Source organism: Streptococcus suis (assembly GCF_046032535.1).
GTDB lineage: Bacteria > Bacillota > Bacilli > Lactobacillales > Streptococcaceae > Streptococcus > Streptococcus suis_AK.
This window is the reverse complement of record NZ_JARQPL010000035.1, coordinates 1-23,713: the sequence shown is the minus strand read 5'-3', so window position 1 is coordinate 23,713 and position 23,713 is coordinate 1. Positions and strand designations below refer to the sequence as shown.

The window sequence follows — 23,713 nt, the reverse complement described above, 5'->3', positions numbered from 1 at the left end:
AAGTTTATAGCTAAATACGAAAAAGCGAACTTTTTCAAGAAAAAAGGTTCGCTTTTTGTGTTTTTATGTGCTATAATAGGAAAAAGCCAAAAAGGAGAACAATATGAAATTAAGAAGAAGTGAGCGTATGGTTGTCATTTCCAATTACCTCATCAACCACCCTTATGAATTAACTAGTTTGAATACCTTTGCGGAAAAGTATGAATCTGCCAAGTCATCTATCTCAGAGGATATTGCCATCATTAAAAAGGCTTTTGAGGAAAGCTCTATCGGGCATATTGAAACCATTACTGGTGCCAGTGGAGGAGTTGTTTTTACTCCATCGATCTCTAAGGCAGAGTCTGTCGAAATTGCACAGGCCCTTCGTGATCAGATGGCCGAAAGTAATCGTATCTTGCCAGGCGGTTATATCTATTCTTCTGATTTGTTGTCTACCCCACATATTTTGAAGAATGTTGGTCGTATTATTGCGGATGCTTTCAAGGAAGAAAAGATTGATGCTGTCATGACAGTTGCGACAAAGGGTGTTCCCTTGGCCAATGCCGTTGCCAATGTGCTCAATGTTCCATTTGTTATCGTTCGTCGTGACCTCAAAATTACAGAGGGTTCAACCGTTTCTGTCAACTATGTGTCAGGATCGAGCGACCGTATCGAAAAGATGTTCCTGTCTAAGCGTAGTTTGAAGGCAGGAAGCCGTGTCTTAATCGTCGATGATTTCTTGAAAAATGGTGGCACCATCAATGGTATGATTAGCCTCTTGTCTGAGTTTGACTCAACCTTGGTAGGCGTGGCTGTCTTTGCAGAAAACCAAAAAGGGGACCGTAGCGTAGCTAACTACAAGTCTTTGCTCGCTGTGACCGACATCAATGTCAAGGAAAACCGAGTCGATGTAGAGTTGGGAAATATTTTTGAATAACATACATGCAAAAAAGAGCTGGTTTTTCAGCTCTTTTTTACTATTCTTTCAAAACTCTCCGACCGTGCTTCCACGCTGATTTCTTCGAGTGTCAGCGGGTGGGTCAGGCTGAGTTTTTGGGCGTGGAGCATGAGGCGGGGGGCTGCGACTCGACTGTAAAGAGGGTCACCGATTAGAGCATGACCATGATGAGACAAATGCACCCGAATCTGATGTGTCCGCCCTGTTTGGAGGCGACAGGAAACTAGACTATTTTTACCAAGGGTCTTCAAGAGGTGGATCTGGGTAAGAGCGGTCTGTCCCTTGCGGTTATCGACCACCCGCTTTCTACGGTCATGCCGGTCCCGTCCGATTTTATCGGTAATGATCCAGTCAGCCTTTTTAAGCTGGCCTTGGCAGAGGGCTAGGTAGTCACGGTAGATGACTTTGTCCTCCAAAAGCCGATTGAGAATGGGCAGGATAAAGGGATTTTTGGCGAAGAGAATGGCTCCGCTGGTTTCCATATCGAGCCTGTGGACCACATAGCAGGTCTGTCCCACATAGGCGGATACATGGTTGAGCAGGGCAATTTCCGTCGGCTCATTGCCGTGGGTTTTCATTCCTTCTGGCTTGTTGACGATAATCAAATGCTCATCTTGATAGAGTTCCTCCACCAAGTCCGCCTGTCCCAGAGGAATACTTTTTTCAGGATAATCTTCCTGGTCAAAGGTCAATTCTAACAAGTCGCCTGCGGCAATCGGGCTCTGCCAGTTAATCAGCTCACCGTTGACACGGACGTGCTTCTTGGTGCGGAGGAAGTGGCGGATTTTTCTGGGAATGAGAAAATAATCTTCCAAGACTTCCTTGACAGTGAGTTGGGGAAAGGCTTGGGGAATGCGAATGTCAATTTTCATCATTATAGGCTGGTTGAGTGCTTGGGTTGCACTTTTTCGTTTGGATTGAGGTAGTTCATGGCATTGTTGACAGCGGTTGGGGCTTCGCCAAGACCAGTTGCAATCAGGTCAATCTTGCCCTCGTAGAAACAACAGTCACCGATGGCATAGATACCAGGGATAGAGGTTTCTTGCTTGCTGTTGACGATGATGCGGTGACGATTGAGTTCCAATCCCCATTCTTTCAGCGTTCCGACAGATGATTTGAAACCGTAGTTGACAAAGAGGTGATCGAAAGACAGGCTGAGCTTGTCCTCGCTCTTAACCTTGTCAAAATGAATCTCAGAAGCTCTGCTATTTTCCCCAGAAAGCCCTTTAGGAACAAAAGGTGTGTGAATGGTCACGCTGGACTGCTTGAGTTCTTCCACGCTGTGCTCGAGGGCTCGGAAGTTGTCGCGACGGTGGACAATCTGGGTGGTCTTGGCGATCTTTTCAAAGGCCAGGGACCAATCGACCGCAGAGTCACCGCCACCCAAGACGACGATGTCCTTGTCGGCATACTGCTGGATGTTAGACACGTGGTAGTGGACGTTGTCAAAGCTGTCGGCACCGTCAATCTCCAGCGGACGAGGCTTGAAGGCCCCGCCACCCATGGCGATAATCAGAGTCTTAGTTTGATGGCTACCCTTGTTAGTTGTTAGGGAAATGACCTCCCCAGGTTCGATAGCAGTCAGGGTTTCATTGAGGCAGATGGTGGTGTCAAAGGGTGCCAGTTGGGCAAGGAGGTTGTCGGTCAATTCCTGTCCGGTCAGACTTGGAAAGGCTGGGATGTCTAAAATAGCTTTTTCAGGATAGAGAATGGCGGGCTGGCCACCCAGTTGGGGCAGGGAGTCAATGATTTTGACCTTGGCTTGACGGAGATGAGCGTAGAAGGCGGCGAAGAGACCGACTGGTCCGCCACCGATGATAGTAATGTCATATACTTGTGTCATGGGAATCCTCTTTTTTGTTCAGAATGACCCTATTTTATCATATTTTTAGAAAAAATTCCCTGTCTGTTGTCACAAGTTATCGCAGGCTTTTTTCTGCTAGTTTTTAGGAAATGGTGTATAATGGTACAAAATTCACTAGAAAGAGGTAGAGTATGGACGATTTGCAATACCAGCCAATCGAAGTTCCAGAAGATTTCCAAATTGATCATGAAGACCGACCTAGCCGTCGCCGCAGGGGAAATCGTGGCTCTGTTGATAAACCAAAGAAAAAATCACGTATTCCGGAGCCGATTCGTAAATTTTGGCGCCGTTATCAACTGACTAAAATTTTGATTATTTTTATGGTCTTGACAGTTCTTACAGTAGGTGGCTATCTATTTTTCCTTGCAAAGACAGCTAATGTTGGTGATTTACAACAGGCGCTAAAAGCCACAACGATTATTTACGATAAAGATGGTGCGGAAGCTGGGACATTGTCGGGTCAGAAGGGGACCTATGTAGAGCTGGATGCCGTCTCTGATAATTTAGAGAATGCCGTTATCGCTACAGAAGATCGGAGCTTCTACAAAAATTCAGGCATTAATTACCAGCGTACTATTTTGGCTGCCTTGACGTTAGGTCGGTCTGGAGGTGGTTCAACTATTACCCAGCAATTGGCAAAAAATGCCTTTCTAACTCAGGATCAGACCATCAGTCGAAAGGCTCGAGAATTCTTTTTGGCTCTGGAAATCAATAAAAAGTACAGCAAGCAAGAAATTTTGACCATGTATCTCAATAACGCCAATTTTGGGAATGGTGTTTGGGGAGTAGAAGATGCAAGCCAAAAGTACTTCGGTATTCCAGCCAGTGATCTTACTCTTGAGCAAGCGGCCGTCATTGCAGGTATGCTCAAGGGACCTGAGATTTATAATCCTTATTATTCTCTAGAAAATGCAGTTAATCGTCGGGATACAGTCCTGCAAAATATGGTCAATGCTGGTTATATTGATCAGGCGACTGCAGATGCAGGTTTCCAAGTAGACCTAGCCAGTCAGCTTTCAGATACCTATACAGGGAAACAAAGCAATTATTCCTATCCATCCTATTTTGATGCTGTGATTGCTGAGGCGATTGAGCGATATGGACTGAAAGAATCAGACATTATTAATAACGGCTATAGGATTTACACAGAGATGGATCAAAATTCTCAAGCCAGCATGCAGGTGATTTTTAATGATGAGACTATGTTCCCAACATCAAGTTTTGATGGTACCCATGCTCAGGCTGCCAGCGTAGCTCTTGATCCTAGGACTGGTGGAGTTCGCGCCTTGGTTGGTCGAGTTAACAGTTCAGAGGATGCGGTCTTTCGAACTTTCAACTTTGCGACACAAGCCAAGCGCAGTCCTGGTTCAACAATCAAGCCTCTTGTTGCCTATGCTCCAGCAGTAGCGGCGGGCTGGTCGATTGATACGGCTCTGGACAACCATACAGAAACCTACGGTGATTACACCTTGCATAACTATGATTATTCGACTTCTGATACCATTCCAATGTATCAAGCTTTGGCTCTCTCTTACAATTTACCAGTAGCTTATATAGTGAACACCTTGGGGATTGACAAAGCCTTCGAGTATGGACAAAAGTTTGGGCTTGATATGGAAAATGTCGAGAAAGTTTTGGGTGTTTCAATTGGTTCTGGAGTGGAGACTAATCCTCTGCAAATGGCCCAGGCCTACGCTGCTTTTGCGAATAAGGGTGTGATGAAGGATGCCCACCTCATCACTCGTATTGAAACGGCTAGTGGAAAGGTTTTAGCAGAGCATCGAGAAACAAGTACCAAGGTGATTGACCGCTCTGTCGCAGATAAGATGACAGCAATGATGCTTGGAACCTATACCAATGGTACGGGAGTGACAGCAGATGCTGCCAATTATTATATTGCTGGGAAAACAGGAACAACCGAAACGAGTTTTGATGTCAATCTTGTCAATGATCAGTGGCATATTGCCTACACACCTGATTTGGTCATCAGTCAGTGGGTTGGTTTTGAGCAGACAGATGAAAATCATTATATAGATAGCAGTAGCTACTGGATGGCTCCGTCGGTCTTCCAGACTGTAGCCAATTCAATCTTGCCATATACTGCAGGAACTCAGTTTGAAGTAGAAAATGCCTACGCACAAAATGGTATTGTAGAAGTAGCTCCAGATGAAGCTGCGCAAACTGAATCAAGCCTTGGTCAAGAACAGGTACAAGAAATTTCAGATCAGGCGAAAAACTTGATTGAGCAAACCAAACAAAATCTAATCGATGCCCAGTTACCAGAAAGAGCAAAAACCTTGTGGGATAACATTACGTCTTGGTTTGGAGAGTTGTCAAATCCATAAAAACATGGTAAAATGAAAAGGATGGAGGGCTTTATGGCACTAAAAAAAGCAAGCCTAGCCTGTACTGTTTGTGGTTCTCGAAACTATTCAATCAGCCTTTCGAGCAATCCCAAGCCAACACGGTTAGAAGTAAATAAATTTTGTAAACACTGTGGACAATACACTGTTCACAAGGAAACCAGATAGGAGTCACGCATGAAATTTATCAAAGACATTATCCGCATTTTAAAAGATACGTCTTGGCCAACTCGTAAGCAGAGCTGGACGGATTTCGTGTCTGTAGTGGAATATACTGCCTTTTTCGTAGCGGTGGTTTACCTCTTTGACTTGATTTTGTCACGAGGAATCATGAGCTTGATCAATCTTTTCTAGAAAATACTTGCCATTTGTAAAATGGAAGTGATATAATAAGGAAAAGCGAAAGCCTTCGGGCTTTTTTTAGCGTCTAAAAATTCCGTGTTTCCAAAGAAAGGAAGTAACAATGTACGATAGTTTTGATAAAGGCTGGTTTGTTTTGCAGACCTACTCAGGATATGAAAATAAAGTGAAGGAAAACTTGCTCCAACGTGCCCACACTTATAACATGTTGGAAAACATCCTTCGTGTAGAAATTCCAACTCAGACTGTTCAGGTTGAAAAGAACGGTGAGGTCAAGGAAGTGGAAGAAAACCGTTTCCCTGGTTATGTTTTGGTTGAAATGGTTATGACGGATGAAGCTTGGTTTGTGGTTCGTAACACGCCAAACGTTACAGGTTTTGTGGGTTCACACGGTAACCGTTCAAAACCCACTCCACTTTTGGAAGAAGAAATTCGTCAAATCTTGGTGTCTATGGGACAAACCGTTCAAGAATTTGATATTGATGTCAAAGTTGGCGACACTGTTCGTATCATTGACGGTGCCTTCACAGACTACACAGGTAAAATTACAGAAATCGACAACAACAAGGTTAAGATGGTTATCTCTATGTTTGGTAATGATACCATTGCTGAAGTTAATTTGAGCCAGATTGCTGAGTTGTAAATCTATCATACTCCCCTAGGCAATAGCCTTTGGGAGTTTTTTGATGGTTTGAAAAGATTTTGCCCCAAATTTGTCCCAAATTATTTTTAAACTTAACCGAATTTTACCGAATGAAAAATCAAAAAAGCCCGATTTCTCGGGCTTTTGACTTGTATAAATTCGGATAAAATCCTATAATAAAGGCGGTAGACGGATTTGAACCGACGATCAAGCTTTTGCAGAGCCGTGCCTTACCACTTGGCTATACCGCCATAACAAAGAATATTGTACATTAAATAGTGAATTTGGTCAAGTGGAAATTTTTGTATCAGTCTAATTTCCGGTTTTGGGGTTAGGCTAGAACTTACTTTGAGAATTTAGCGCAGATTTTTGGTGGTAGATTCTCATGAATTTCTCTGCTATTTTACTTGAAAATATACAGGTATTCTGATATACTAATAGAGTTGCTGTGCAACAAATACTCATCTCGGACCAATTGTGGTCTTGTTGCCGAAAGGTTGGGCTGCAAGTCGAAGTTCGGGAGAGGAGAAAAAACAAAAAGGAGAAATACTCATGGCAGTAATTTCAATGAAACAACTTCTTGAGGCTGGTGTACACTTCGGTCACCAAACTCGTCGCTGGAATCCTAAGATGGCTAAATACATCTTCACAGAGCGTAACGGTATCCACGTTATCGACTTGCAACAAACTGTAAAATTGGCTGACCAAGCTTACGAATTCATCCGTGACGCTGCAGCAAACGACGCAGTTATCTTGTTCGTAGGTACTAAAAAACAAGCTGCTGAAGCTGTTAAAGACGAAGCTATCCGCGCTGGTCAATACTTCATCAACCACCGTTGGTTGGGTGGAACTCTTACAAACTGGGGTACAATCCAAAAACGTATCGCTCGTTTGAAAGAAATCAACCGTATGGAAGAAGATGGAACTTTCGAAGTGCTTCCTAAGAAAGAAGTAGCATTGTTGAACAAACAACGTGCTCGTCTTGAAAAATTCTTGGGCGGTATCGCTGACATGCCACGCATTCCAGACGTAATGTTCGTTGTTGACCCACACAAAGAGCAAATCGCTGTTAAAGAAGCTAAAAAATTGGGTATCCCAGTTGTAGCGATGGTTGACACAAACACAGATCCAGATGATATTGATGTTATCATCCCAGCTAACGATGACGCTATCCGCGCTGTTAAATTGATTACAGCTAAAATGGCTGACGCTATCATCGAAGGTAACCAAGGTGAAGACAGCGTAGCAGCAGTTGAAGCTGAATTGGCAGCTGAGCCAGCATCTACAGAATCAATCGAAGAATTGGTTGAAGTAGTAGAAGGTAAATAATCTAAGTAACGAGGACGTTAAGAAAAGCGTTAGATTTTAGAAAATGGACGTAGCAGTTTGAGAACTGCAAGGAGATTTGTCTAAATCCTAGCTTTTTAGTCCGAGTACAATTAAGTAACGAAGGCGATTTAAAATCTATAGGATTTTAGCTCGTATACAATTTCAAACATCAAAAAAACAATCCTAGAGGGGCAGGGCTGAGCCCGCTCCTCTATTTTATAAATACAAACAAGGAGAATAGACATGGCAGAAATTACAGCAGCTCTCGTTAAAGAATTGCGTGAAAAATCAGGTGCTGGCGTTATGGACGCTAAAAAAGCATTGGTTGAAGTAGAAGGCGATATCGAAAAAGCAATTGAATTGCTTCGCGAAAAAGGTATGGCTAAGGCAGCTAAGAAAGCTGACCGTGTAGCAGCTGAAGGTTTGACTGGTGTTTACGTTGATGGTAACGTAGCCGCAGTTGTTGAAGTTAACGCTGAAACAGACTTCGTTGCGAAAAATGCTCAATTCGTTGAATTGGTAAACACTACTGCTAAAGTAATTGCAGAAGGTAAACCAGCTGACAACGAAGCAGCTCTTAAATTGGTTATGCCTTCAGGTGAAACGCTTGAAGAAGCATACGTAAATGCAACTGCAACAATCGGTGAGAAAATCTCATTCCGTCGCTTTGCTTTGGTTGAAAAAACAGATGCTCAAGCATTTGGTGCATACCAACACAACGGCGGCCGTATCGGTGTTATCTCAGTTATCGACGGTGGAGATGAGACTCTTGCAAAACAAATCTCAATGCACATCGCTGCGATGAAACCAACTGTTCTTTCTTACACTGAATTGGATGAGCAATTCGTTAAAGATGAGTTGGCACAAATCAACCACAAGATCGAACAAGACAACGAAAGCCGTGCAATGGTTGACAAACCAGCATTGCCATTGTTGAAATACGGTTCAAAAGCTCAATTGACTGACGAAGTGATTGCAGCAGCTGAGGAAGCTATCAAGGCTGAATTGGCAGCAGAAGGCAAACCAGAAAAAATCTGGGACAAAATCATCCCAGGTAAAATGGATCGCTTCTTGCTTGACAACACTCAAGTTGACCAAGCTTACACACTTCTTGCACAAGTTTACATCATGGACGACAGCAAAACAGTTGAAGCTTACTTGAACTCAGTGAATGCTTCAGTTGTAGAATTTGCTCGTTTCGAAGTAGGTGAAGGTATCGAGAAAGCTTCAAACGACTTTGAAGCAGAAGTTGCAGCGACGATGGCAGCAGCTCTTGGTAAATAAGATGTGATGAAAGAACTTCCGAAAGGAGGTTCTTTTTTTGATAAATCGGTCTTAGGGCGGATGTCGGCTATGTTTGATTTGGTTATACTAGTATCAATCCTAAATATTTTTCATAATCTCCTTAAAAGCACCGGCCACAAGGTCGGTGCTTTTTGTTAGATTTCTAAAATATAAGTATCCCAGCTAGGTTTGTGTGGTTGTCGGAATTGGTCAGCCAAGCGCATGGCGATAGGATCACAGTCATCAGCCTCAAAGCTAATTTGCTCATATTGTTCAAATAGGGAGCCAATAACTGCTTGGATGAAGGAATCAAAGCTTTGTACATCTTTTCCGCATACGTAGGCAATTTCATTGTTTTCTACGAAGGCCCAGTTTTCTGAGTCTGTATAAACTAGTTCAGGTAAATCCTTTTCGAATTCTTCTTGACTGGCAGTCCAAGGGTTGATGTCTTGATGAACTGTCTGATAGTGGTCAAAGAATCGCTGGCTAGCTCTTTGGTAGAGTGCGGTACCTTTGCGGACTATGTTTAGGTTGGTAGTGCCTGTTTGACTGAGATAGTCTTGTTTGGTCACTTCGAACTCATAACATTTCCGCTTGCAGACAAATCCAGCTGCGGTGAGGAAATGGATTTTTTCCTGCTCTGCAGAGGAGAGCATAACCTGAAGAGGCTTTTTGCCCAAGGAAGTCTGTAGGGACTGGAAGAGCTGCTCTGCTATGGTACAATCGAAATCAACTAAATCCAGTCGCAGATAGGTATTGGTCTGGTGGTAGGGATTTTGGTAGCTGTGAATCTTGCCTACTGGTCTTCCGTGATGAGAGATGTGGAAGGTGTTGGCTTGGTAGGAAATGTCTAGCATTAGTCCTCAATAAAAGCCGCAATTTCTTCTTCCGTCATGCTGGAATTGCAGCGGACTTGGACGCCAGTCGATTTAGCGACTAAAAGACCAGGGACTGTAGGCACTTGGTAGTGGTCGCGAAGTGCTTGAAGTTGAGGACTGACTTGGCTGGAGTCGAGGAAGTGGACGGTCACTTGCTTGTCTTGGGCGACCTTATGGAGTTTTGGTGCAAAGCGGTTGCAGTAAGGGCAGGTTGCTCGTCCGATGAAGAGAACGTCGCCCTCTTGAGCAGTTAGGAGGCCCTGTGCCTGCTCCACGGTTACGCTAGTAAAATCTTGGATGTAGTCTTGGAAGTTCATAATGTTCTCCTTTTTTTCTTTTATTATAGGATAAAGCAGAGCAGATTTCAAAATTCTGCTACGGAAGGGACTGGGCTTTTGCTTTCAAAATTCTTCATTTTAGGGTATAATGGTCAAAGATAGTCAAAGGAAGAGGCGATACTATGGCGATGAAGAATACATCAGATTATATCGAAGAACATATCAAAGCCATCTTGGACCAGGTCAATGTGGCAGAGTTGCGTCGGAGTGAATTGGCCAGTCGGTTTGAAGTGGTGCCAAGTCAGATTAACTACGTGATAAAAACCCGTTTTACAGCCAGCCGTGGTTATATTGTTGAGAGTAAGCGTGGTGGCGGTGGCTACATTCGTATTGGTCGGATTACCTTTTCGGACAAGCACGAATTGGTTCATGATTTATTGAACAATATGGGCGAGCAACTATCTGCTACGGTATATGCAGATATTTTACAACTCCTTTTTGATGAAGGTTTGATGACAGAACGAGAAGGCAATCTCTTTTTGTCCACAGGTTCTGATGAAATATTAGGAAAAGATGCAAGTACTATTCGAGCACGCATGATGCGTCAAATATTACGACGTTTAGATAGGAAAGAGGACTAAATTCATGAAAATTTCAACTGGTTTACAAAGGGTATTTGAAGATGCTCAGTTGGTTGCCCAACGTTACGCCTGTGATTATTTAGAGACCTGGCATATTCTCTTATCATTTGTCATCAATCACGATACGGTTGCAGGAGCTGTCTTGGCAGAATATCCTGTTTCGATTTCGGATTATGAACATGCGACTTTTGTCGTGACGGATAAGGTTTATCGCGAAGAGTTGGATAGTTTCCGTATTTTGCCTTCTTCAAAACGTTTGGATGAAACGGCTAGTTTGGCCAAGAAAATTGCTGGAGTTGTCAAGGCCAAGGAGTTAGGTACAGAACATTTGTTCATGGCTATGCTCTTGGATAAACGTTCAACATCTAGTCAGATTTTGGACAAGGTTGGTTTTCATTTTGAAGACTCAGATGATAAGATCCGTTTCTTGGATTTGCGTAAAAATTTGGAAGCCCGTGCAGGATTTACTAAGGAAGACTTAAAAGCAATCCGTAGTGTCATGAAGGGTGGAAAATCCAAGGCTACGAATATGGGACAGATGATGGGCATGCCTCCAGCTCCACAGACTGGTGGATTAGAGGACTATACTCGTGATTTGACCGCTTTGGCCCGTGAAGGTAAGATGGAGCCAGTTATCGGTCGCGATGCAGAAATCTCGCGGATGATTCAAATCTTATCTCGTAAAACGAAGAATAATCCTGTCTTGGTTGGGGATGCGGGTGTTGGTAAAACAGCACTTGCCTTGGGTCTGGCTCAGCGTGTGGCAGCTGGGGATGTCCCTGTCAGCTTGGCTAAGATGCGGGTTTTGGAACTTGACTTGATGAATGTAATTGCAGGAACCCGTTTTCGTGGTGACTTCGAAGAGCGGATGAATAATATCATCAACGACATTGAGGAAGATGGTCAAGTCATCCTTTTCATCGATGAGTTGCATACGATTATGGGTTCTGGCTCTGGGATTGATTCAACCCTGGATGCGGCCAATATTCTCAAACCTGCTCTGGCTCGTGGTACTCTACGTACAGTTGGTGCAACGACTCAAGATGAGTACCAAAAACATATTGAGAAAGACGCAGCCTTGGTACGCCGTTTTGCCAAAGTAACCATTGAAGAGCCGACGGTGGAAGATAGCATTGCCATTTTGACTGGTTTAAAAGGTACTTTTGAAAAATACCACAGGGTCCGTATTGGACAAGCAGCTGTAGAGACTGCTGTGACCTACGCTAAGCGGTATTTGACCAGTAAAAACCTGCCAGATTCAGCCATTGATTTGCTGGATGAAGCCAGTGCAACGGTACAAAATCGAGTGAAAGGGCAGGCTGAGGAAACAGGACTGACGAGCATAGACAAGGCCTTGATGGATAAAAAATATAAGACTGTCAGCAAGCTGTTGATTAAAACGAAAGAAGATGCCGAGGCTAGTCAAAACTATGACCTTGAAGTAACAGAAGAAGATGTTTTAGAAACACTTAGCCGCTTGTCAGGTATCCCAGTAGCCAAGCTTAGCCAATCAGATACTAAGAAGTATCTGAATCTGGAAGCAGAATTGCACAAGCGTGTGATTGGGCAGGAAGAAGCTATTTCTGCAGTTAGCAGAGCTATTCGCCGTAATCAGTCAGGGATTCGTACAGGTCGCAGACCGATTGGTTCCTTTATGTTCTTGGGACCAACTGGTGTCGGTAAGACAGAGCTTGCTAAAGCCTTGGCGGAGGTTCTCTTTGATGATGAATCTGCTCTTATCCGTTTTGATATGTCTGAGTATATGGAGAAATTTGCGGCCAGCCGTCTCAATGGAGCGCCTCCAGGCTACGTGGGCTATGAAGAAGGTGGCGAATTGACAGAAAAAGTTCGTAACAAACCTTACTCTGTTCTCCTCTTTGATGAGGTTGAAAAGGCTCATCCAGATATTTTCAATGTTCTCTTGCAGGTCTTGGATGATGGTGTCTTGACGGACAGTAAGGGACGTAAGGTTGATTTCTCAAATACCATTATTATCATGACGTCAAACCTTGGAGCAACAGCCCTTCGGGATGATAAGACAGTTGGTTTTGGTGCCCTTGATTTGTCTAAGGACCACAAGGAAGTGGAGAAACGCATTTTTGAGGAATTGAAAAAGGCCTATCGTCCTGAATTTATCAACCGTATTGATGAAAAAGTTGTCTTCCATAGTTTGACCGAATCCCATATGCAGGATGTTGTCAAGGTCATGGTCAAACCGTTGTTTGCGGTAACAGCTGAGAAAGGAATTACTCTTAAACTGCAACCGTCAGCCCTTAAGTTATTGGCTAAACAAGGTTATGACCCAGAAATGGGAGCTCGTCCGCTACGTAGACTCTTACAAACCAAATTGGAAGATCCATTGGCAGAAATGTTACTCCGTGGTGACTTGACTACTAGTTCGACCTTGAAGGTTGGGGTCAAGGGTGAAGAGCTCAAGTTTGATGTGGTAAAGGGATAAGGAGTGCTTGTGTTGCTATCCTTTCCAGATGTAGAATTGTTCTTCCGTTTTGAAAAAAGGATGACATAGTTGAAGAGGTGAGCTTGCTCGCCTCTTTAGCAAGTAGAAAGGAAATCTATGAATCAAACCATAGCTGTTGTTTTCGGAACTTTTGCCCCCATGCACAAGGGACATTTGGATTTGATCGAGCGAGCAAAGTTGGCCTGTGGTCAGGTTTGTGTGGTGGTTTCAGGCTATGATAGGGATCGTGGCGACTTGATTGGCTTGGATTTATTGACTCGCTTTAGAGCTATTCAATCCCAGTTTGAGGGTGATGATTTTGTCGAAGTTCGTGCCCTGGATGAAACGGACTTACCTCCCTATCCAGATGGCTGGGACCTTTGGTTAGAACGCCTGCTTGGTTTATTGGACTTGTCAGAACATCAAGTACCAGTTTTCTATGTGTCTGAGGAAGAATACGCTCAGGAACTGCAAAATCGAGGCTATCAAGCTTATTATAGTCCTAGAAAATTTGGTATTTCAGCGACCCTCATTCGTGAACAACCTCAACAATATCAGGATTACATTGCTCCTGCCTTTCTTGCCTTTTTTGGAAAGGAAATTATGTAAAACAGTATAGAAAAAACGCATAAAATCAGGTCCTAACCTTGGTTTTATGCGTTTTTCTGTTTCATTGTTAGCGAGTTTTAACCTGCCAGTTTATCTTATTTAGCAATCCGTTCTTGATAGGCTTCTCGTGCTTGGTCAAATAGTTCTTGGACCTGCTCGATAGTCTCTGCTCGGGCAACGGCTCCACGGATTTTGGCAGCACCTGCTGAACCACGGAGGTAGTGAGGGGCAAGACCACGGAATTCACGTACGGCAATGGATTCGCCTTTGAGATTAGTCAATCGGGTCAGGTGGTCGAAGGCGACATTGAGTTTGTCGTCAAAGGAGAGGTCGGGCAGGACTTCTCCTGTTTCAAGATAGTGGTTGATTTGGTTGAAGATGTATGGATTGCCCATAGCAGTTCGTCCGACCATGACAGCGTCGGCACCGACTTCCTCGATTCGCTGGCGGGCATCTTCTACATTGCGGATGTCGCCGTTTGCGATGAAGGGAATCTTGGTCAGGCTGCCAGCTACCTTGGTGAGGGTTTCCAGGTCAACTGTTCCTGTGTACATCTGCTCGCGGGTCCGTCCGTGCATGGCCAGGGCAGACACACCGGCACTTTCTGCGGCCAGGGCATTTTCGACCGCCAGGTCGGTATTGTTCCAACCTGTCCGCATCTTAACAGTCAAGGGAATATCGAGGACCGAGGTCACTTCCTTGATGATGTGGTAAATCTTGTCGGGGTCCTTGAGCCACTTGGCACCAGCTTCGTTTTTAACGACCTTGTTGACAGGGCAGCCCATGTTAATATCTACGATATTAGCCTTGGTGTTCTTCTGGATGAAGTCGGCAGCCCGTTTCAGTCCTTCGGCGTCGCCACCAAAAAGCTGGATAGACATAGGGTATTCGTTGTCGTCGATATGGAGCATGTGGAGGGTCTTCTCGTTGTTGTAGAGAAGGCCTTTTTCAGAAATCATTTCCATAACGACCAGACCTGCGCCCATTTCTTTGGCAATGGTACGGAAGGCCGAGTTGGTCACGCCAGCCATTGGGGCCAGCACGCAGCGATTGGGGATTTCTACATCACCAATCATAAAAGGGGTATTGAGATTAGCCATTGATGAGTTCCTCCAAATCGTTTTCGTCAAAGTGGTAATGGGTCTGGCAGAATTGACAGGTGATGTCCACACCTTTGTCTTCTTCCTTCATCTCTTGCAGGTCCGCTTTTGGCAAGCTGGCTAGAGCATCGAGGAAGCGGTCTTTAGAGCAGTCGCAGACAAAACCGATTTCTTCTTCTGACAGGCGTTTGAAGTCGTCGTCGCCATAAATGGCGGATAGCAGAGCTTCCATGTGGTTTTCAGAAGCCAGCAAGCTTGAAATGGCAGGCATTTCTTGGATGCGTTTCTCGAAACGGGCAATTTCAGCCTCGGTCGCTCCAGGTAAAACTTGGAGTAAGAAGCCACCGGCTACCTTGACCTTATCTTCTTCATCCAACAAGACATTGAGCCCCACCGCAGATGGGGTCTGCAGGCTGTCCGTTAGGAAGTAGGCAAAGTCTTCACCGATTTCACCAGAAATCAAGGGTGTCATGGAGTTGTAAGGGTGACCTGTTCCGTAGTCTGTGATGACCAGGAATTGACCATTGCCTACAAGTGGTCCAACGATAACTTCGCCAGTTGAGGTCCGTTTGTAGTCCAAGTCTGGATTTTGAATGTAGCCCTTGACCTGACCTTTGGTATTGGCAACGGAGATGATAGCCCCAATAGCACCGCTGGCCAAGATTTTCAGGGTGATCTTGGTGTCGCCTTTTTCGTTGGCAGCCAAAATCTGATTGGCAATGAGAGTGCGGCCCAGAGCCACGGTTGATGAAGCCATAGTATCGTGTTTTTCTTGGGCTGTTTTCACGGTTTCTGTGCTATCTAGCACAAAGGCACGGAAATGCCCACTTTTTGATAGTGTTTTAATAATTTTATCCATAACTTTAATTATAGCACAAGTGGAGGTGGAGCAGTAGAAAAATGAGCCTGAAAGTCATGCTTTCAAGCTCAAAAAATGATTAGGATTCTTTTTGTTTTTTGACAAGGCAGGCGCTCAAGATTACGAGACCGATTGTGATAAGTACAAAGCTTGTTTCTCCTCCTGTCTTTGGAAGGATTTTCTTTTGACTGTTGTTGGCAGTAGGGGTCACGGTTGTTTGTCCCTTGTCTGTAGCGCTAGAACGGTCATCAGCATTTACAGCTGTTTGATTAGAAGTTGAAAGATTTGTTGGCTTGTTATTGTTGGTCGTACCATTGTCATCACTATTGTTGACTGTTCCTGAGTCATCTGTCTGCTTGTCACTTGGTTCTGGTTGAGTTGGTTCTTGTGCCTTTGTCACATCCAGTTGTACCAATAGTGGATCGTGGTCAGAAGCTCTGCCATGTTCTTCCATAAAGGCTGAATTGACATGGACCATATCAAAGGCATAGCGGTCCAACAAGTTAGTTGATACTAGCATATTGTCAAGAGACTGATTGTTTCCGTTATAGAAGTAAGAGAAGCGATCAGATGCATCGTGACGACTAACGAGGTTAGCCATTCCTCCTGTTTCTAAAATTTCTATGGTTTTAGTAAATTCATAGTCATTGAAGTCGCCTAGCATAACGATATTAGCATTTGGATTTTGGGCTAAGCCTGCTTTTGTAAAGTCAGCGATAGTTTGTGCCAGTATGTGGCGTTTTTCTTCGGACTTGAAGCTGACAGGTTGGATTTTTCCGTAGAGACCATTGTCACCGCGTTTTGAGTTGAGATGGTTGGCAAGGACAACGACTTTCTCGCCTTTGAAGACGAATTCAGCTGCAAGTGTTTTGCGGACAGCTGCCCAAGCAGGGTTGGTTGGGTCGATTCGGCCCAGGCTGAGATTGAGTTCGCCGTTTTCCCAAGCAACTGCCTGTGTTGCGGTACCGATTGGTTTGTCAGATAGGCTGACACGTTTTGAGTTGTAGAGGAAGCCGACGCGAATATTGCCTCCCTCTTGTCCACCGTCTTTGTTGTTTTCAGGAGCAATATCCACATAGGTATAGATTGGTCCGCCGGCTGCTTGAATGGCTGCAATTAGGCGCTCAGCACTCTTACTAGCATCAGTTGTGCCGTCATTTGTAGCACCGTTGTTATCCTGCACTTCAATCAATCCGATAATATCTGGAGAATGTAGGTCTGAAACAAAGGATTTGGCAATGCGTTGGACTTTAGCGTCTGATGTTGACTTACTGTCAGCAGAAAAGTTTTCAATGTTATAAGAAGCGATAGTCAGCTTGTCATCATTTGGGATAATAGTTGTCGTTTCTGGTTTTGTAGCTCCTTCGTGCAAGGTTGGAAGGGTGCTATCATCTACATAGACTTTATAATTGGTGTAAGAGTAGGTGACTGGTCCAGCGATACGACCGGTGAAATAGTCTCCTGATTTGACGATCTGTTTTCCATTTTTCAAAAGGAGTGGAATGATATTGGTATTATTCCCTTCAGGGCGAAGGTTGACGCCTCCAACATTATTTAAAGGAAGTTGGCTAGTGGCAGGAGTGACATAGATTTCCTTGTTTTTTAGTGGACCAAGGATTTTTGCATCATCCACGGCAACCACCATACCTTCAACGGATTCCCAGAAATCGAGCGCATCTTGTTCTGGATCAAATTGAGCCAAACCGTCGTTGTCAATAATATCTGCTGGGATGGTCCGATCGAGACCAAGGACTATAGGAGATGGTACAGGTGCAGTCCCATCCACAGTTACTTCAGTAGCTCGAATTTGTGTGATGGTTAAGTCTGTTTCCCCACGTTCTGTATAACCTTTTCCGAGGTATTCTTCTACACGTCCTGCGATAGTGACAAGATCTCCTACCTTGACATTTGTTTTTAATTTGTCAGTAAAAATATTAATACCGTCAGATGTTTTGACGTCTCCATCTGGTGTGACATCTTGCACGTAGAAGTTATTGGCAGAGGTAACGTAGGTTACTACGACGTTTTTAAGAATCACAGATTGATTGGTTAGAGGTGATTGGTGACTTGCACCTTGAATGTGACCGACTGTTACAGTTTCGGTCTTGCCTGGTGCTGTTTCTGTTGTTGCCTTTTCAACGACTTCAAAATGAGAGAGGTCAAATGGTTTTAATTGTATTTTTCCATTATAGGTGGATAAAATAGCGGTTAGATTAATCTTATCTCCCTTGTTGATATGGTTCAAAAGATCAGCAGTTTTGATACCTGTTCGACTATCTAAACGCACATCCACAGTTTGTCCTTCGGAATCAGTTACGGTAAAGGTAGAATTTTGATAGCTATCGCTTTGAATATCTCCGACAGTCAAGTTTTTTAGAGAAACTAGTGTTGCCTGTGCTTGCGTTGCTAACTGAGCGATGTTTGTTTCTGTAATGGGAGTGTTGAAATGCTCAGATATAGCCTTGTGGTTGCTAACGGCAGTTAGTTGGAGTTCGCCTTTATACTCACCCAATGTTCCTGTTAATTGGACTGTATCACCAGGCTGATAGCCCAAGGCAGCCCCAGGGTAGATATAGATACCAGCACCGTCAGAACCCTGGAGGTAAAAACCATTTCCTCCCCAACCGTTTACTAGGCTAATAATTTTACCAGAAACTGTGTACTCTGTTCCTTGTGCACCAGAGCGAACAGTAGCAATCGGTGTAGAAACAAGGTCGCTTGACTCGGTAGTCGTATTTTCACTGGTTGGTGGCTGAACATTAGTAGAAGATGAATCTACGATTTCAATCGTTGTAGCTGGCTTGATCCCAGCTCGCTTCATGTATGTATCGCTAGTTCCTGTGATGCGAACCAATTTTCCGACTAGTTCGGGATGATCAACGAGGTTGAATTGGCTGCGAAGAGGTTCTTTTAGTTGAATAGGGATGGTGTCGGCTGCCGCAGTATCCATGCTTGCACCAAGGGCTAGATTTGTTTTGTTAGTGGCGTCAAAAGCGGTTCCGCTACTATTAAGTGGTGCAATAAGATAGCCTTGTATCGTGACCTCCGACTTGGTTATTGCAAGCGACGGATAATTCTCTATCGCCACTTCAGTAGCGTGCACAGATGGTATGGGCGAAGTAGCAAGGCTAAGCAAGAGTCCGGCTGTTACCGCTACAGACCCTACGGTATAGAAGAGAGAACGGTTTCTAATCTTCATATAAAACTCCTTTTTGTTATATATGGACGTTATCAAAACGTCTGCAGTTGTTATATATATAGTTTAACAAAAAATGAGTCGTTTGGAATACTTTTTTAGATATAATACGGATATTTTTAAAAATTCAAATGAAATAGTAAAAATACATTGGAAAACAAAACAAATAACGAACGATGTATCAGAATACTGGGGATTGGTTCATAAAAAGCACCAAGATATAAATGATTATCTTGGTGCCATATTCATTTTACTTAACATTAGTTGGGAGTTTAAAAGGTCTGGGAGACCTTTTAAAGTGGGAGATATAAGCTGACGGCAGTCAGCTCACATAAATTGATGTCTGGGGATAGACTGTTTCAGCTCAACAACTAGAAATAAAGACTTGTTGACGAACTCTTTTTATCTTGGTCGAGTTCTTTCCCACTCCCAGCAACCTGCAGCTATTGAGGCGAACGTGCTTTGTCCTATCTCCAGCCTTCAAAAGTTCCACGAACCTCTGAAGTAAGCATTAACAAAGTAAGGAAAATGGAAAACTATAGCTCTGGAAACAATTTTTTCAAAATCTTCGGCGTAATGCTCTGTCCAGGTCCTGCGTAAGTATAGGTGTGCAGGTACATGGCAGGGTTGAAGTTGAGCTCAATACAGGTGCAGTTTGGATCTTCCTTGCTTGCTGGCTTGGTGCGGTCGGGGATAATCAAGTCCACACCACAGACCCAAGCTCCCATAGCAGTTGCCATATCGGCGGCCAGTTGCTTGTAGGACTCGTCCATCTGGTCGGTCATATCGATGGAGTCACCACCCGTTGAGATATTGGAATTGCCACGCAGAAAGGCTTGAATGCCCTCTGGCAAAACTGTATCGGGTGTGTAGCCCTGCTGTTCTAACATAAGCAGTTCGATGTCGCCCAAGTTAATGATCTCCAGCGGTGAACGGTGGTCACGCCCTCGCAGGGGATCTTGGTTTTTTTGCTCTACTAATTCACGGATGGTTGAGCTACCGTCCCCCACGACATTGGCCGCGACGCGGAGCAGGACAGCCTCGCACTTGCCATCAAGGATGAAGAAACGGTACTCGGTCCCCGCCACGAATTCCTCCACAAGCACATGGCTATCTTCCGAAAAGGCGATGTCCAGGGCTTTTTCATAGTCCGCAAGGCTGGCTGGCTCCTGGAAGATAGAGATGCCAAGGCCGAAGTTGGTAGATTTTGGTTTGACAACAATAGCAGAGCTGGCTACCTGTCTGTAATACCGCAGGGCCTCTTCCTTGTTAGCAAATTCAGCTCCCGCAGGCACTGGAAAACCAGCCTGATCCAAAATTTTCTTGGTTACGACCTTGTTGGCCATGGCCAGAGGAATGACATAGTTGTCCTTGGAGGTCATGTTACCATTTTTGATGTACTCGATATGGTCACCATGCCAGAGTTTGAGAAACTGGTCTTCTTCATCCAAGATCTCGACATGCAAGCCCAGCTGAATGGCGTCAAAGAGAATCATCTGGGTGGAGAGTTCCATGTTTTCATATCCCTTGAGGGCGTAAGGGGCTGTCCAAGCATAGTCATGAAAGACTTGTCCTTGCTGCTGACCAAACTTTTCCAGAGACCCATCTTCAACCTGCTCTGCTATTTTTCCAGAAAGGGTCAAACGAGGGTCTTGAAGTGCTGCCTCCACATGTGCAATGAGCTGGCCATAGTAGTCATCCAGTCCAAAGTGTAGAACTATGGCTTTCATGGCTGTCAAGATTGGCGTGGCATCGGCATCGCTAGGTAGAGGTGTGTGGGGATGGCTAAGGGCGATGAGATTGTTAAGTTTATCTGCTTTTGCTAAGGTGTTATCAACATCTGTCAGTTGGTCTAGCCAAAGAAGAGATAAGATAAAGAGGTGGACTGTATCAAGGGTTTCTTGACTAATAGCAAGCGGGTCATAGGGGTTAAGGTCGAAGGAACGGAATTCTAAATAAGAAATCCCCTTGCTGAGGTAGTCACGGCTAGTCTTTGCTCCACGTAGTCGGACGGAAGAGTAAAATTCCTTCTCAGCGGATAGTTGACCAGATTGGACAGCTTGTTCGATGTCGGCCACGTACTGTTCGAGAGAAGAAAAGGAAATATGAACATCATCGGAGTTGACATAGCCGTACTTGGAATTACGAATGGAACGGACGCAACCGACTTCCGTGGTTAGGAATCCTTTTTCGGCTAGGCTACTTGCTCCATATAGGTAGGTTAAGAGCCAACGATAGTTGAGGAAGTTTTGTGCTAATTTGAGGTAGAGGGTATTTTTGAATGCGATAAAATCTGTTTCCTCGCTTAATTCAAAAAGTTGTTGGGTTAAGTCTTTTCCTAATTCAAAATTATAATGGATACCAGACATAGACTGGACGAGCTTGCCATAGCGTTCCCCCAAACCGACACGATATTGGTACTCATAGTCGCTATCTAGTTGAGCAATTTGGATTTCTTCTTCTGAAATCACAGGTGGCATGGATAGGGGCCAGAGGTATTCTTGCTTGTCCATAGAACGTGCGGCAACATCTGTAATGGCTCCCAGTAGGCGACGCGCTTCCTTAGTCGACTGAGCGATTGGTGTAATCAACTCTAACTGTGGCTCGCTGTAGTCTGTCTGGATATAGGGGTGGAAGCTACGAGAACCCAGTTTATGAGGATGGGGAGTTTGCGCAACTCTGTGATTTGAATTGATGCGAAGTGATTCGCGCTCAATTCCAAAAGTAGCCTGAAGAATGGGGCTGTTTGGTGATAATTTTTGTAACATATCTAAGTCCTTTATATTTCTGTCAAAGTCTTACTCCAATTTTATCTAGATTGGAGGGCAAATACAAATTTCTGCTACGTTTCTGGTGAAAAATGTACTGAAAATCACTGAAAGCAAACAAAGACTTCGGATTTCTCTGTCAAAAGCATATTTACACATGTCTATCTTGTGTGTTTAATCGGATTTTTTTGAAATATACTTTTAAAAAAATAAAAACATTCGCTATATATGAAATTATTGGAATTTCTTGAAAAAATGTTCGTTTTTTGATAGAATAGTGTGTAAAACGAAACTTGCAGGTGAGATTCCTGCCAGAAGTAGAAGAAAGGCTGGGCTGGTTAGCCAGTTCAGAGAAAGAGTGAATATGACATCAGTAGTTGTTGTAGGAACCCAGTGGGGCGACGAAGGTAAGGGTAAAATTACAGACTTCTTGTCTGCTAATGCTGAAGTAATCGCACGTTATCAAGGTGGTGATAACGCTGGACACACTATCGTTATCGATGGCACGAAGTATAAATTGCACTTGATTCCGTCAGGAATCTTCTTCCCAGAAAAGATTTCTGTAATCGGTAATGGTGTGGTTGTCAATCCAAAATCTTTGGTGAAGGAAATCAACTATCTCCATGATTCAGGTGTGACAACAGATAATTTGCGGATTTCAGACCGCGCACATGTCATCTTGCCTTATCACATCAAATTGGACCAGTTGCAAGAAGAGTCTAAAGGTGAGAATAAGATTGGTACAACCAACAAGGGTATCGGTCCAGCCTACATGGACAAGGCTGCGCGTGTCGGTATCCGTATTGCAGACCTCTTGGACAAGAAGATTTTTGCGGAGCGTTTGAGAACAAACTTGGCTGAGAAAAACCGCTTGTTTGAGAAAATGTATGAGTCAACTCCGATTGAGTTTGACGAAATCTTTGAAGAATACTACGCTTATGGTCAAGAAATCAAAAAGTATGTAACAGATACCTCTGTTATCTTGAACGATGCCCTCGACCAAGGCAAGCGTGTCTTGTTTGAAGGTGCGCAAGGGGTTATGTTGGATATTGACCAAGGTACCTATCCATTCGTTACTTCTTCGAACCCAGTTGCTGGTGGTGTGACGATCGGTAGCGGAGTCGGCCCAAGCAAGATTGATAAGGTTGTTGGTGTATGTAAGGCCTACACTAGCCGTGTTGGTGACGGACCATTCCCGACTGAATTGCACGATGAAATCGGTGACCGCATTCGAGAAATCGGTAAGGAATACGGTACGACAACTGGCCGTCCACGCCGTGTCGGTTGGTTTGACTCAGTGGTGATGCGCCATAGCCGCCGTGTGTCAGGTATTACCAACTTGTCCCTCAACTCGATTGACGTCTTGTCAGGTCTTGAGACCTTGAAAATCTGCGTGGCTTACGATTTGGATGGTGAGCGGATTGACCACTACCCAGCAAGCTTGGAACAACTCAAACGCTGCAAACCAATCTACGAAGAGATGCCAGGTTGGTCAGAAGACATCACAGGTGTACGTAGCCTGGATGAATTGCCAGAAGCGGCTCGCAACTATGTTCGTCGTATCAGCGAATTGGTTGGAGTGCGTATCTCAACCTTCTCAGTTGGACCAGGTCGTGAACAGACCAATATCCTTGAGAGTGTATGGAGCGCAAAATAGTGTGCGAAGACTGAACAAAAGTTCGGTCTTTTTCTGTTTGGTCGAACTTTGCTTTCTTGGCCAGAATTTGATATAATCATGCTTATCAAACAATAAAAGAGGTAAACAAATGGAAGGTTTATTTTTGCCGCTTGTCATGGTTGCCATGATTGGTTTTATGTTCTATTCGCAACGTAAACAACAAAAACAACGTCAAGAAGCACTAAATCAAATCAAAAAAGGTGATGAAATTGTGACCATTGGTGGGCTATTTGGTATTGTCGATGAAATCGATGATAAAAAGGTTGTTCTCGATGTTGATGGTGTTTACTTGACATTTGAACGTGGTGCTATTCGTAATCGTGTAGCAAGTTCAGATACTACATCGGCAGTTGTTGAAGAAGTGGCAGTTGAAACGACAGAAGCAACTCCAGAAGCTGCAATTGAAGAATAAGGATGAAAAACCGAGGGAAACCTTGGTTTTCTCTTGTTTTAGCCCTGCCTGATTTT

20 protein-coding genes and 1 tRNA gene are annotated in these 23,713 nt (G+C 44.1%); 12 read left to right on the top strand and 9 right to left on the bottom strand.

The genetic code is table 11. The annotated features are described in order from the left end of the window. Positions 1–103 precede the first annotated feature (103 nt). Positions 104–916 (top strand): pur operon repressor, encoded by an 813-nt coding sequence (purR, locus tag P7J58_RS09600; protein ID WP_024377671.1) that lies wholly within the window; start codon positions 104–106, stop codon positions 914–916. Positions 917–942: 26 nt separating this feature from the next. On the opposite strand, the gene P7J58_RS09595 is transcribed toward purR, so the two are convergent. Both P7J58_RS09595 and P7J58_RS09590 read right to left on the bottom strand, forming a co-directional pair. Further along, entirely contained in the window at positions 943–1,809 is an 867-nt protein-coding gene (locus P7J58_RS09595; protein ID WP_029179193.1) for an RluA family pseudouridine synthase, read from the bottom strand. 2 nt (positions 1,810–1,811) lie between these two features. Continuing rightward, positions 1,812–2,780 carry an NAD(P)/FAD-dependent oxidoreductase gene (locus P7J58_RS09590; protein WP_029179194.1) on the bottom strand — a complete coding sequence of 323 codons (969 nt, stop codon included), beginning with the start codon at positions 2,778–2,780 and terminating at the stop codon, positions 1,812–1,814. A 152-nt stretch (positions 2,781–2,932) separates the two neighbouring features. On the opposite strand from P7J58_RS09590, the gene pbp2a reads away from it, so the two are divergent. The 4 genes from pbp2a to nusG all read left to right on the top strand — a co-directional run bounded on the left by pbp2a (position 2,933) and on the right by nusG (position 6,167). Further along, positions 2,933–5,146: a penicillin-binding protein PBP2A gene (gene pbp2a / locus P7J58_RS09585; protein ID WP_408556205.1), complete on the top strand. Its 2,214-nt coding sequence runs from the start codon at positions 2,933–2,935 to the stop codon at positions 5,144–5,146. 33 nt (positions 5,147–5,179) lie between these two features. Beyond that, a complete protein-coding gene (gene rpmG, locus P7J58_RS09580; RefSeq protein ID WP_002940258.1) occupies positions 5,180–5,332 on the top strand; it encodes a 50S ribosomal protein L33 in 153 nt (50 codons plus the stop codon). Between the two features lie 9 nt (positions 5,333–5,341). Then, positions 5,342–5,518, top strand: a complete 177-nt coding sequence (gene secE / locus P7J58_RS09575) for a preprotein translocase subunit SecE (protein ID WP_002940255.1) — start codon at positions 5,342–5,344, stop codon at positions 5,516–5,518. 109 nt (positions 5,519–5,627) lie between these two features. Next, a complete protein-coding gene (gene nusG, locus P7J58_RS09570) occupies positions 5,628–6,167 on the top strand; it encodes a transcription termination/antitermination protein NusG (protein WP_002940254.1) in 540 nt (179 codons plus the stop codon). A gap of 180 nt (positions 6,168–6,347) precedes the next feature. On the opposite strand, the gene P7J58_RS09565 is transcribed toward nusG, so the two are convergent. After that, positions 6,348–6,418: transfer RNA gene (locus P7J58_RS09565), tRNA-Cys, on the bottom strand. A gap of 301 nt (positions 6,419–6,719) precedes the next feature. Here P7J58_RS09565 and rpsB point away from each other — a divergent pair. Next, complete coding sequence (gene rpsB / locus P7J58_RS09560) at positions 6,720–7,496, top strand: 30S ribosomal protein S2 (protein ID WP_012775356.1); 777 nt, start codon at positions 6,720–6,722, stop codon at positions 7,494–7,496. Between the two features lie 243 nt (positions 7,497–7,739). After that, entirely contained in the window at positions 7,740–8,780 is a 1,041-nt protein-coding gene (gene tsf, locus P7J58_RS09555) for a translation elongation factor Ts (RefSeq protein ID WP_205013435.1), read from the top strand. A gap of 155 nt (positions 8,781–8,935) precedes the next feature. Here the strand turns inward: tsf and P7J58_RS09550 are convergent, their stop codons facing one another. After that, complete coding sequence (locus tag P7J58_RS09550; RefSeq protein ID WP_398581484.1) at positions 8,936–9,637, bottom strand: GNAT family acetyltransferase; 702 nt, start codon at positions 9,635–9,637, stop codon at positions 8,936–8,938. Next, positions 9,637–9,975: a thioredoxin domain-containing protein gene (locus P7J58_RS09545; RefSeq protein ID WP_398581483.1), complete on the bottom strand. Its 339-nt coding sequence runs from the start codon at positions 9,973–9,975 to the stop codon at positions 9,637–9,639. The genes P7J58_RS09550 and P7J58_RS09545 overlap by 1 nt, the downstream gene beginning before the upstream one ends. Before the next feature lie 143 nt (positions 9,976–10,118). On the opposite strand from P7J58_RS09545, the gene P7J58_RS09540 reads away from it, so the two are divergent. The 3 genes from P7J58_RS09540 (at position 10,119) to P7J58_RS09530 (ending at position 13,644) form a co-directional block, all read left to right on the top strand. Then, a complete protein-coding gene (locus P7J58_RS09540) occupies positions 10,119–10,577 on the top strand; it encodes a CtsR family transcriptional regulator (RefSeq protein WP_408556206.1) in 459 nt (152 codons plus the stop codon). 4 nt (positions 10,578–10,581) lie between these two features. Beyond that, positions 10,582–13,035: an ATP-dependent Clp protease ATP-binding subunit gene (locus tag P7J58_RS09535; protein WP_408556207.1), complete on the top strand. Its 2,454-nt coding sequence runs from the start codon at positions 10,582–10,584 to the stop codon at positions 13,033–13,035. Positions 13,036–13,152: 117 nt separating this feature from the next. Further along, positions 13,153–13,644 carry an adenylyltransferase/cytidyltransferase family protein gene (locus tag P7J58_RS09530; RefSeq protein ID WP_408572581.1) on the top strand — a complete coding sequence of 164 codons (492 nt, stop codon included), beginning with the start codon at positions 13,153–13,155 and terminating at the stop codon, positions 13,642–13,644. Positions 13,645–13,739: 95 nt separating this feature from the next. On the opposite strand, the gene dusB is transcribed toward P7J58_RS09530, so the two are convergent. The 4 genes from dusB to gshAB form a co-directional block, all read right to left on the bottom strand. Beyond that, positions 13,740–14,744 (bottom strand): tRNA dihydrouridine synthase DusB, encoded by a 1,005-nt coding sequence (gene dusB / locus P7J58_RS09525; protein ID WP_029179203.1) that lies wholly within the window; start codon positions 14,742–14,744, stop codon positions 13,740–13,742. Then, the gene (gene hslO, locus P7J58_RS09520; protein ID WP_408556209.1) at positions 14,737–15,603 is read right to left on the bottom strand and encodes an Hsp33 family molecular chaperone HslO; all 867 of its coding nucleotides are present in this window, start codon (positions 15,601–15,603) and stop codon (positions 14,737–14,739) included. The genes dusB and hslO overlap by 8 nt, the downstream gene beginning before the upstream one ends. A gap of 79 nt (positions 15,604–15,682) precedes the next feature. Continuing rightward, positions 15,683–18,802, bottom strand: a complete 3,120-nt coding sequence (locus P7J58_RS09515; protein ID WP_408556210.1) for a DUF6359 domain-containing protein — start codon at positions 18,800–18,802, stop codon at positions 15,683–15,685. Positions 18,803–19,335: 533 nt separating this feature from the next. Further along, positions 19,336–21,567, bottom strand: coding sequence for a bifunctional glutamate--cysteine ligase GshA/glutathione synthetase GshB (gene gshAB / locus P7J58_RS09510; protein WP_408556211.1), 2,232 nt, complete (start codon positions 21,565–21,567; stop codon positions 19,336–19,338). Positions 21,568–21,931: 364 nt separating this feature from the next. Between gshAB and P7J58_RS09505 the strand changes: the two genes are divergently transcribed. Both P7J58_RS09505 and yajC read left to right on the top strand, forming a co-directional pair. Continuing rightward, the gene (locus P7J58_RS09505) at positions 21,932–23,224 is read left to right on the top strand and encodes an adenylosuccinate synthase (RefSeq protein WP_408556212.1); all 1,293 of its coding nucleotides are present in this window, start codon (positions 21,932–21,934) and stop codon (positions 23,222–23,224) included. Between the two features lie 109 nt (positions 23,225–23,333). Next, complete coding sequence (yajC, locus tag P7J58_RS09500) at positions 23,334–23,657, top strand: preprotein translocase subunit YajC (RefSeq protein WP_002940126.1); 324 nt, start codon at positions 23,334–23,336, stop codon at positions 23,655–23,657. Positions 23,658–23,713 lie beyond the last annotated feature (56 nt).

Bases quoted from the DNA above. Each gene is read 5' to 3' on its own strand.
- purR (WP_024377671.1), top strand. From the start codon at position 104: ATGAAATTAAGAAGAAGTGAGCGTATGGTTGTCATTTCCAATTACCTC.
- P7J58_RS09595 (WP_029179193.1), bottom strand. From the start codon at position 1,809: ATGAAAATTGACATTCGCATTCCCCAAGCCTTTCCCCAACTCACTGTC.
- P7J58_RS09590 (WP_029179194.1), bottom strand. From the start codon at position 2,780: ATGACACAAGTATATGACATTACTATCATCGGTGGCGGACCAGTCGGT.
- pbp2a (WP_408556205.1), top strand. From the start codon at position 2,933: ATGGACGATTTGCAATACCAGCCAATCGAAGTTCCAGAAGATTTCCAA.
- rpmG (WP_002940258.1), top strand. From the start codon at position 5,180: ATGGCACTAAAAAAAGCAAGCCTAGCCTGTACTGTTTGTGGTTCTCGA.
- secE (WP_002940255.1), top strand. From the start codon at position 5,342: ATGAAATTTATCAAAGACATTATCCGCATTTTAAAAGATACGTCTTGG.
- nusG (WP_002940254.1), top strand. From the start codon at position 5,628: ATGTACGATAGTTTTGATAAAGGCTGGTTTGTTTTGCAGACCTACTCA.
- rpsB (WP_012775356.1), top strand. From the start codon at position 6,720: ATGGCAGTAATTTCAATGAAACAACTTCTTGAGGCTGGTGTACACTTC.
- tsf (WP_205013435.1), top strand. From the start codon at position 7,740: ATGGCAGAAATTACAGCAGCTCTCGTTAAAGAATTGCGTGAAAAATCA.
- P7J58_RS09550 (WP_398581484.1), bottom strand. From the start codon at position 9,637: ATGCTAGACATTTCCTACCAAGCCAACACCTTCCACATCTCTCATCAC.
- P7J58_RS09545 (WP_398581483.1), bottom strand. From the start codon at position 9,975: ATGAACTTCCAAGACTACATCCAAGATTTTACTAGCGTAACCGTGGAG.
- P7J58_RS09540 (WP_408556206.1), top strand. From the start codon at position 10,119: ATGGCGATGAAGAATACATCAGATTATATCGAAGAACATATCAAAGCC.
- P7J58_RS09535 (WP_408556207.1), top strand. From the start codon at position 10,582: ATGAAAATTTCAACTGGTTTACAAAGGGTATTTGAAGATGCTCAGTTG.
- P7J58_RS09530 (WP_408572581.1), top strand. From the start codon at position 13,153: ATGAATCAAACCATAGCTGTTGTTTTCGGAACTTTTGCCCCCATGCAC.
- dusB (WP_029179203.1), bottom strand. From the start codon at position 14,744: ATGGCTAATCTCAATACCCCTTTTATGATTGGTGATGTAGAAATCCCC.
- hslO (WP_408556209.1), bottom strand. From the start codon at position 15,603: ATGGATAAAATTATTAAAACACTATCAAAAAGTGGGCATTTCCGTGCC.
- P7J58_RS09515 (WP_408556210.1), bottom strand. From the start codon at position 18,802: ATGAAGATTAGAAACCGTTCTCTCTTCTATACCGTAGGGTCTGTAGCG.
- gshAB (WP_408556211.1), bottom strand. From the start codon at position 21,567: ATGTTACAAAAATTATCACCAAACAGCCCCATTCTTCAGGCTACTTTT.
- P7J58_RS09505 (WP_408556212.1), top strand. From the start codon at position 21,932: ATGACATCAGTAGTTGTTGTAGGAACCCAGTGGGGCGACGAAGGTAAG.
- yajC (WP_002940126.1), top strand. From the start codon at position 23,334: ATGGAAGGTTTATTTTTGCCGCTTGTCATGGTTGCCATGATTGGTTTT.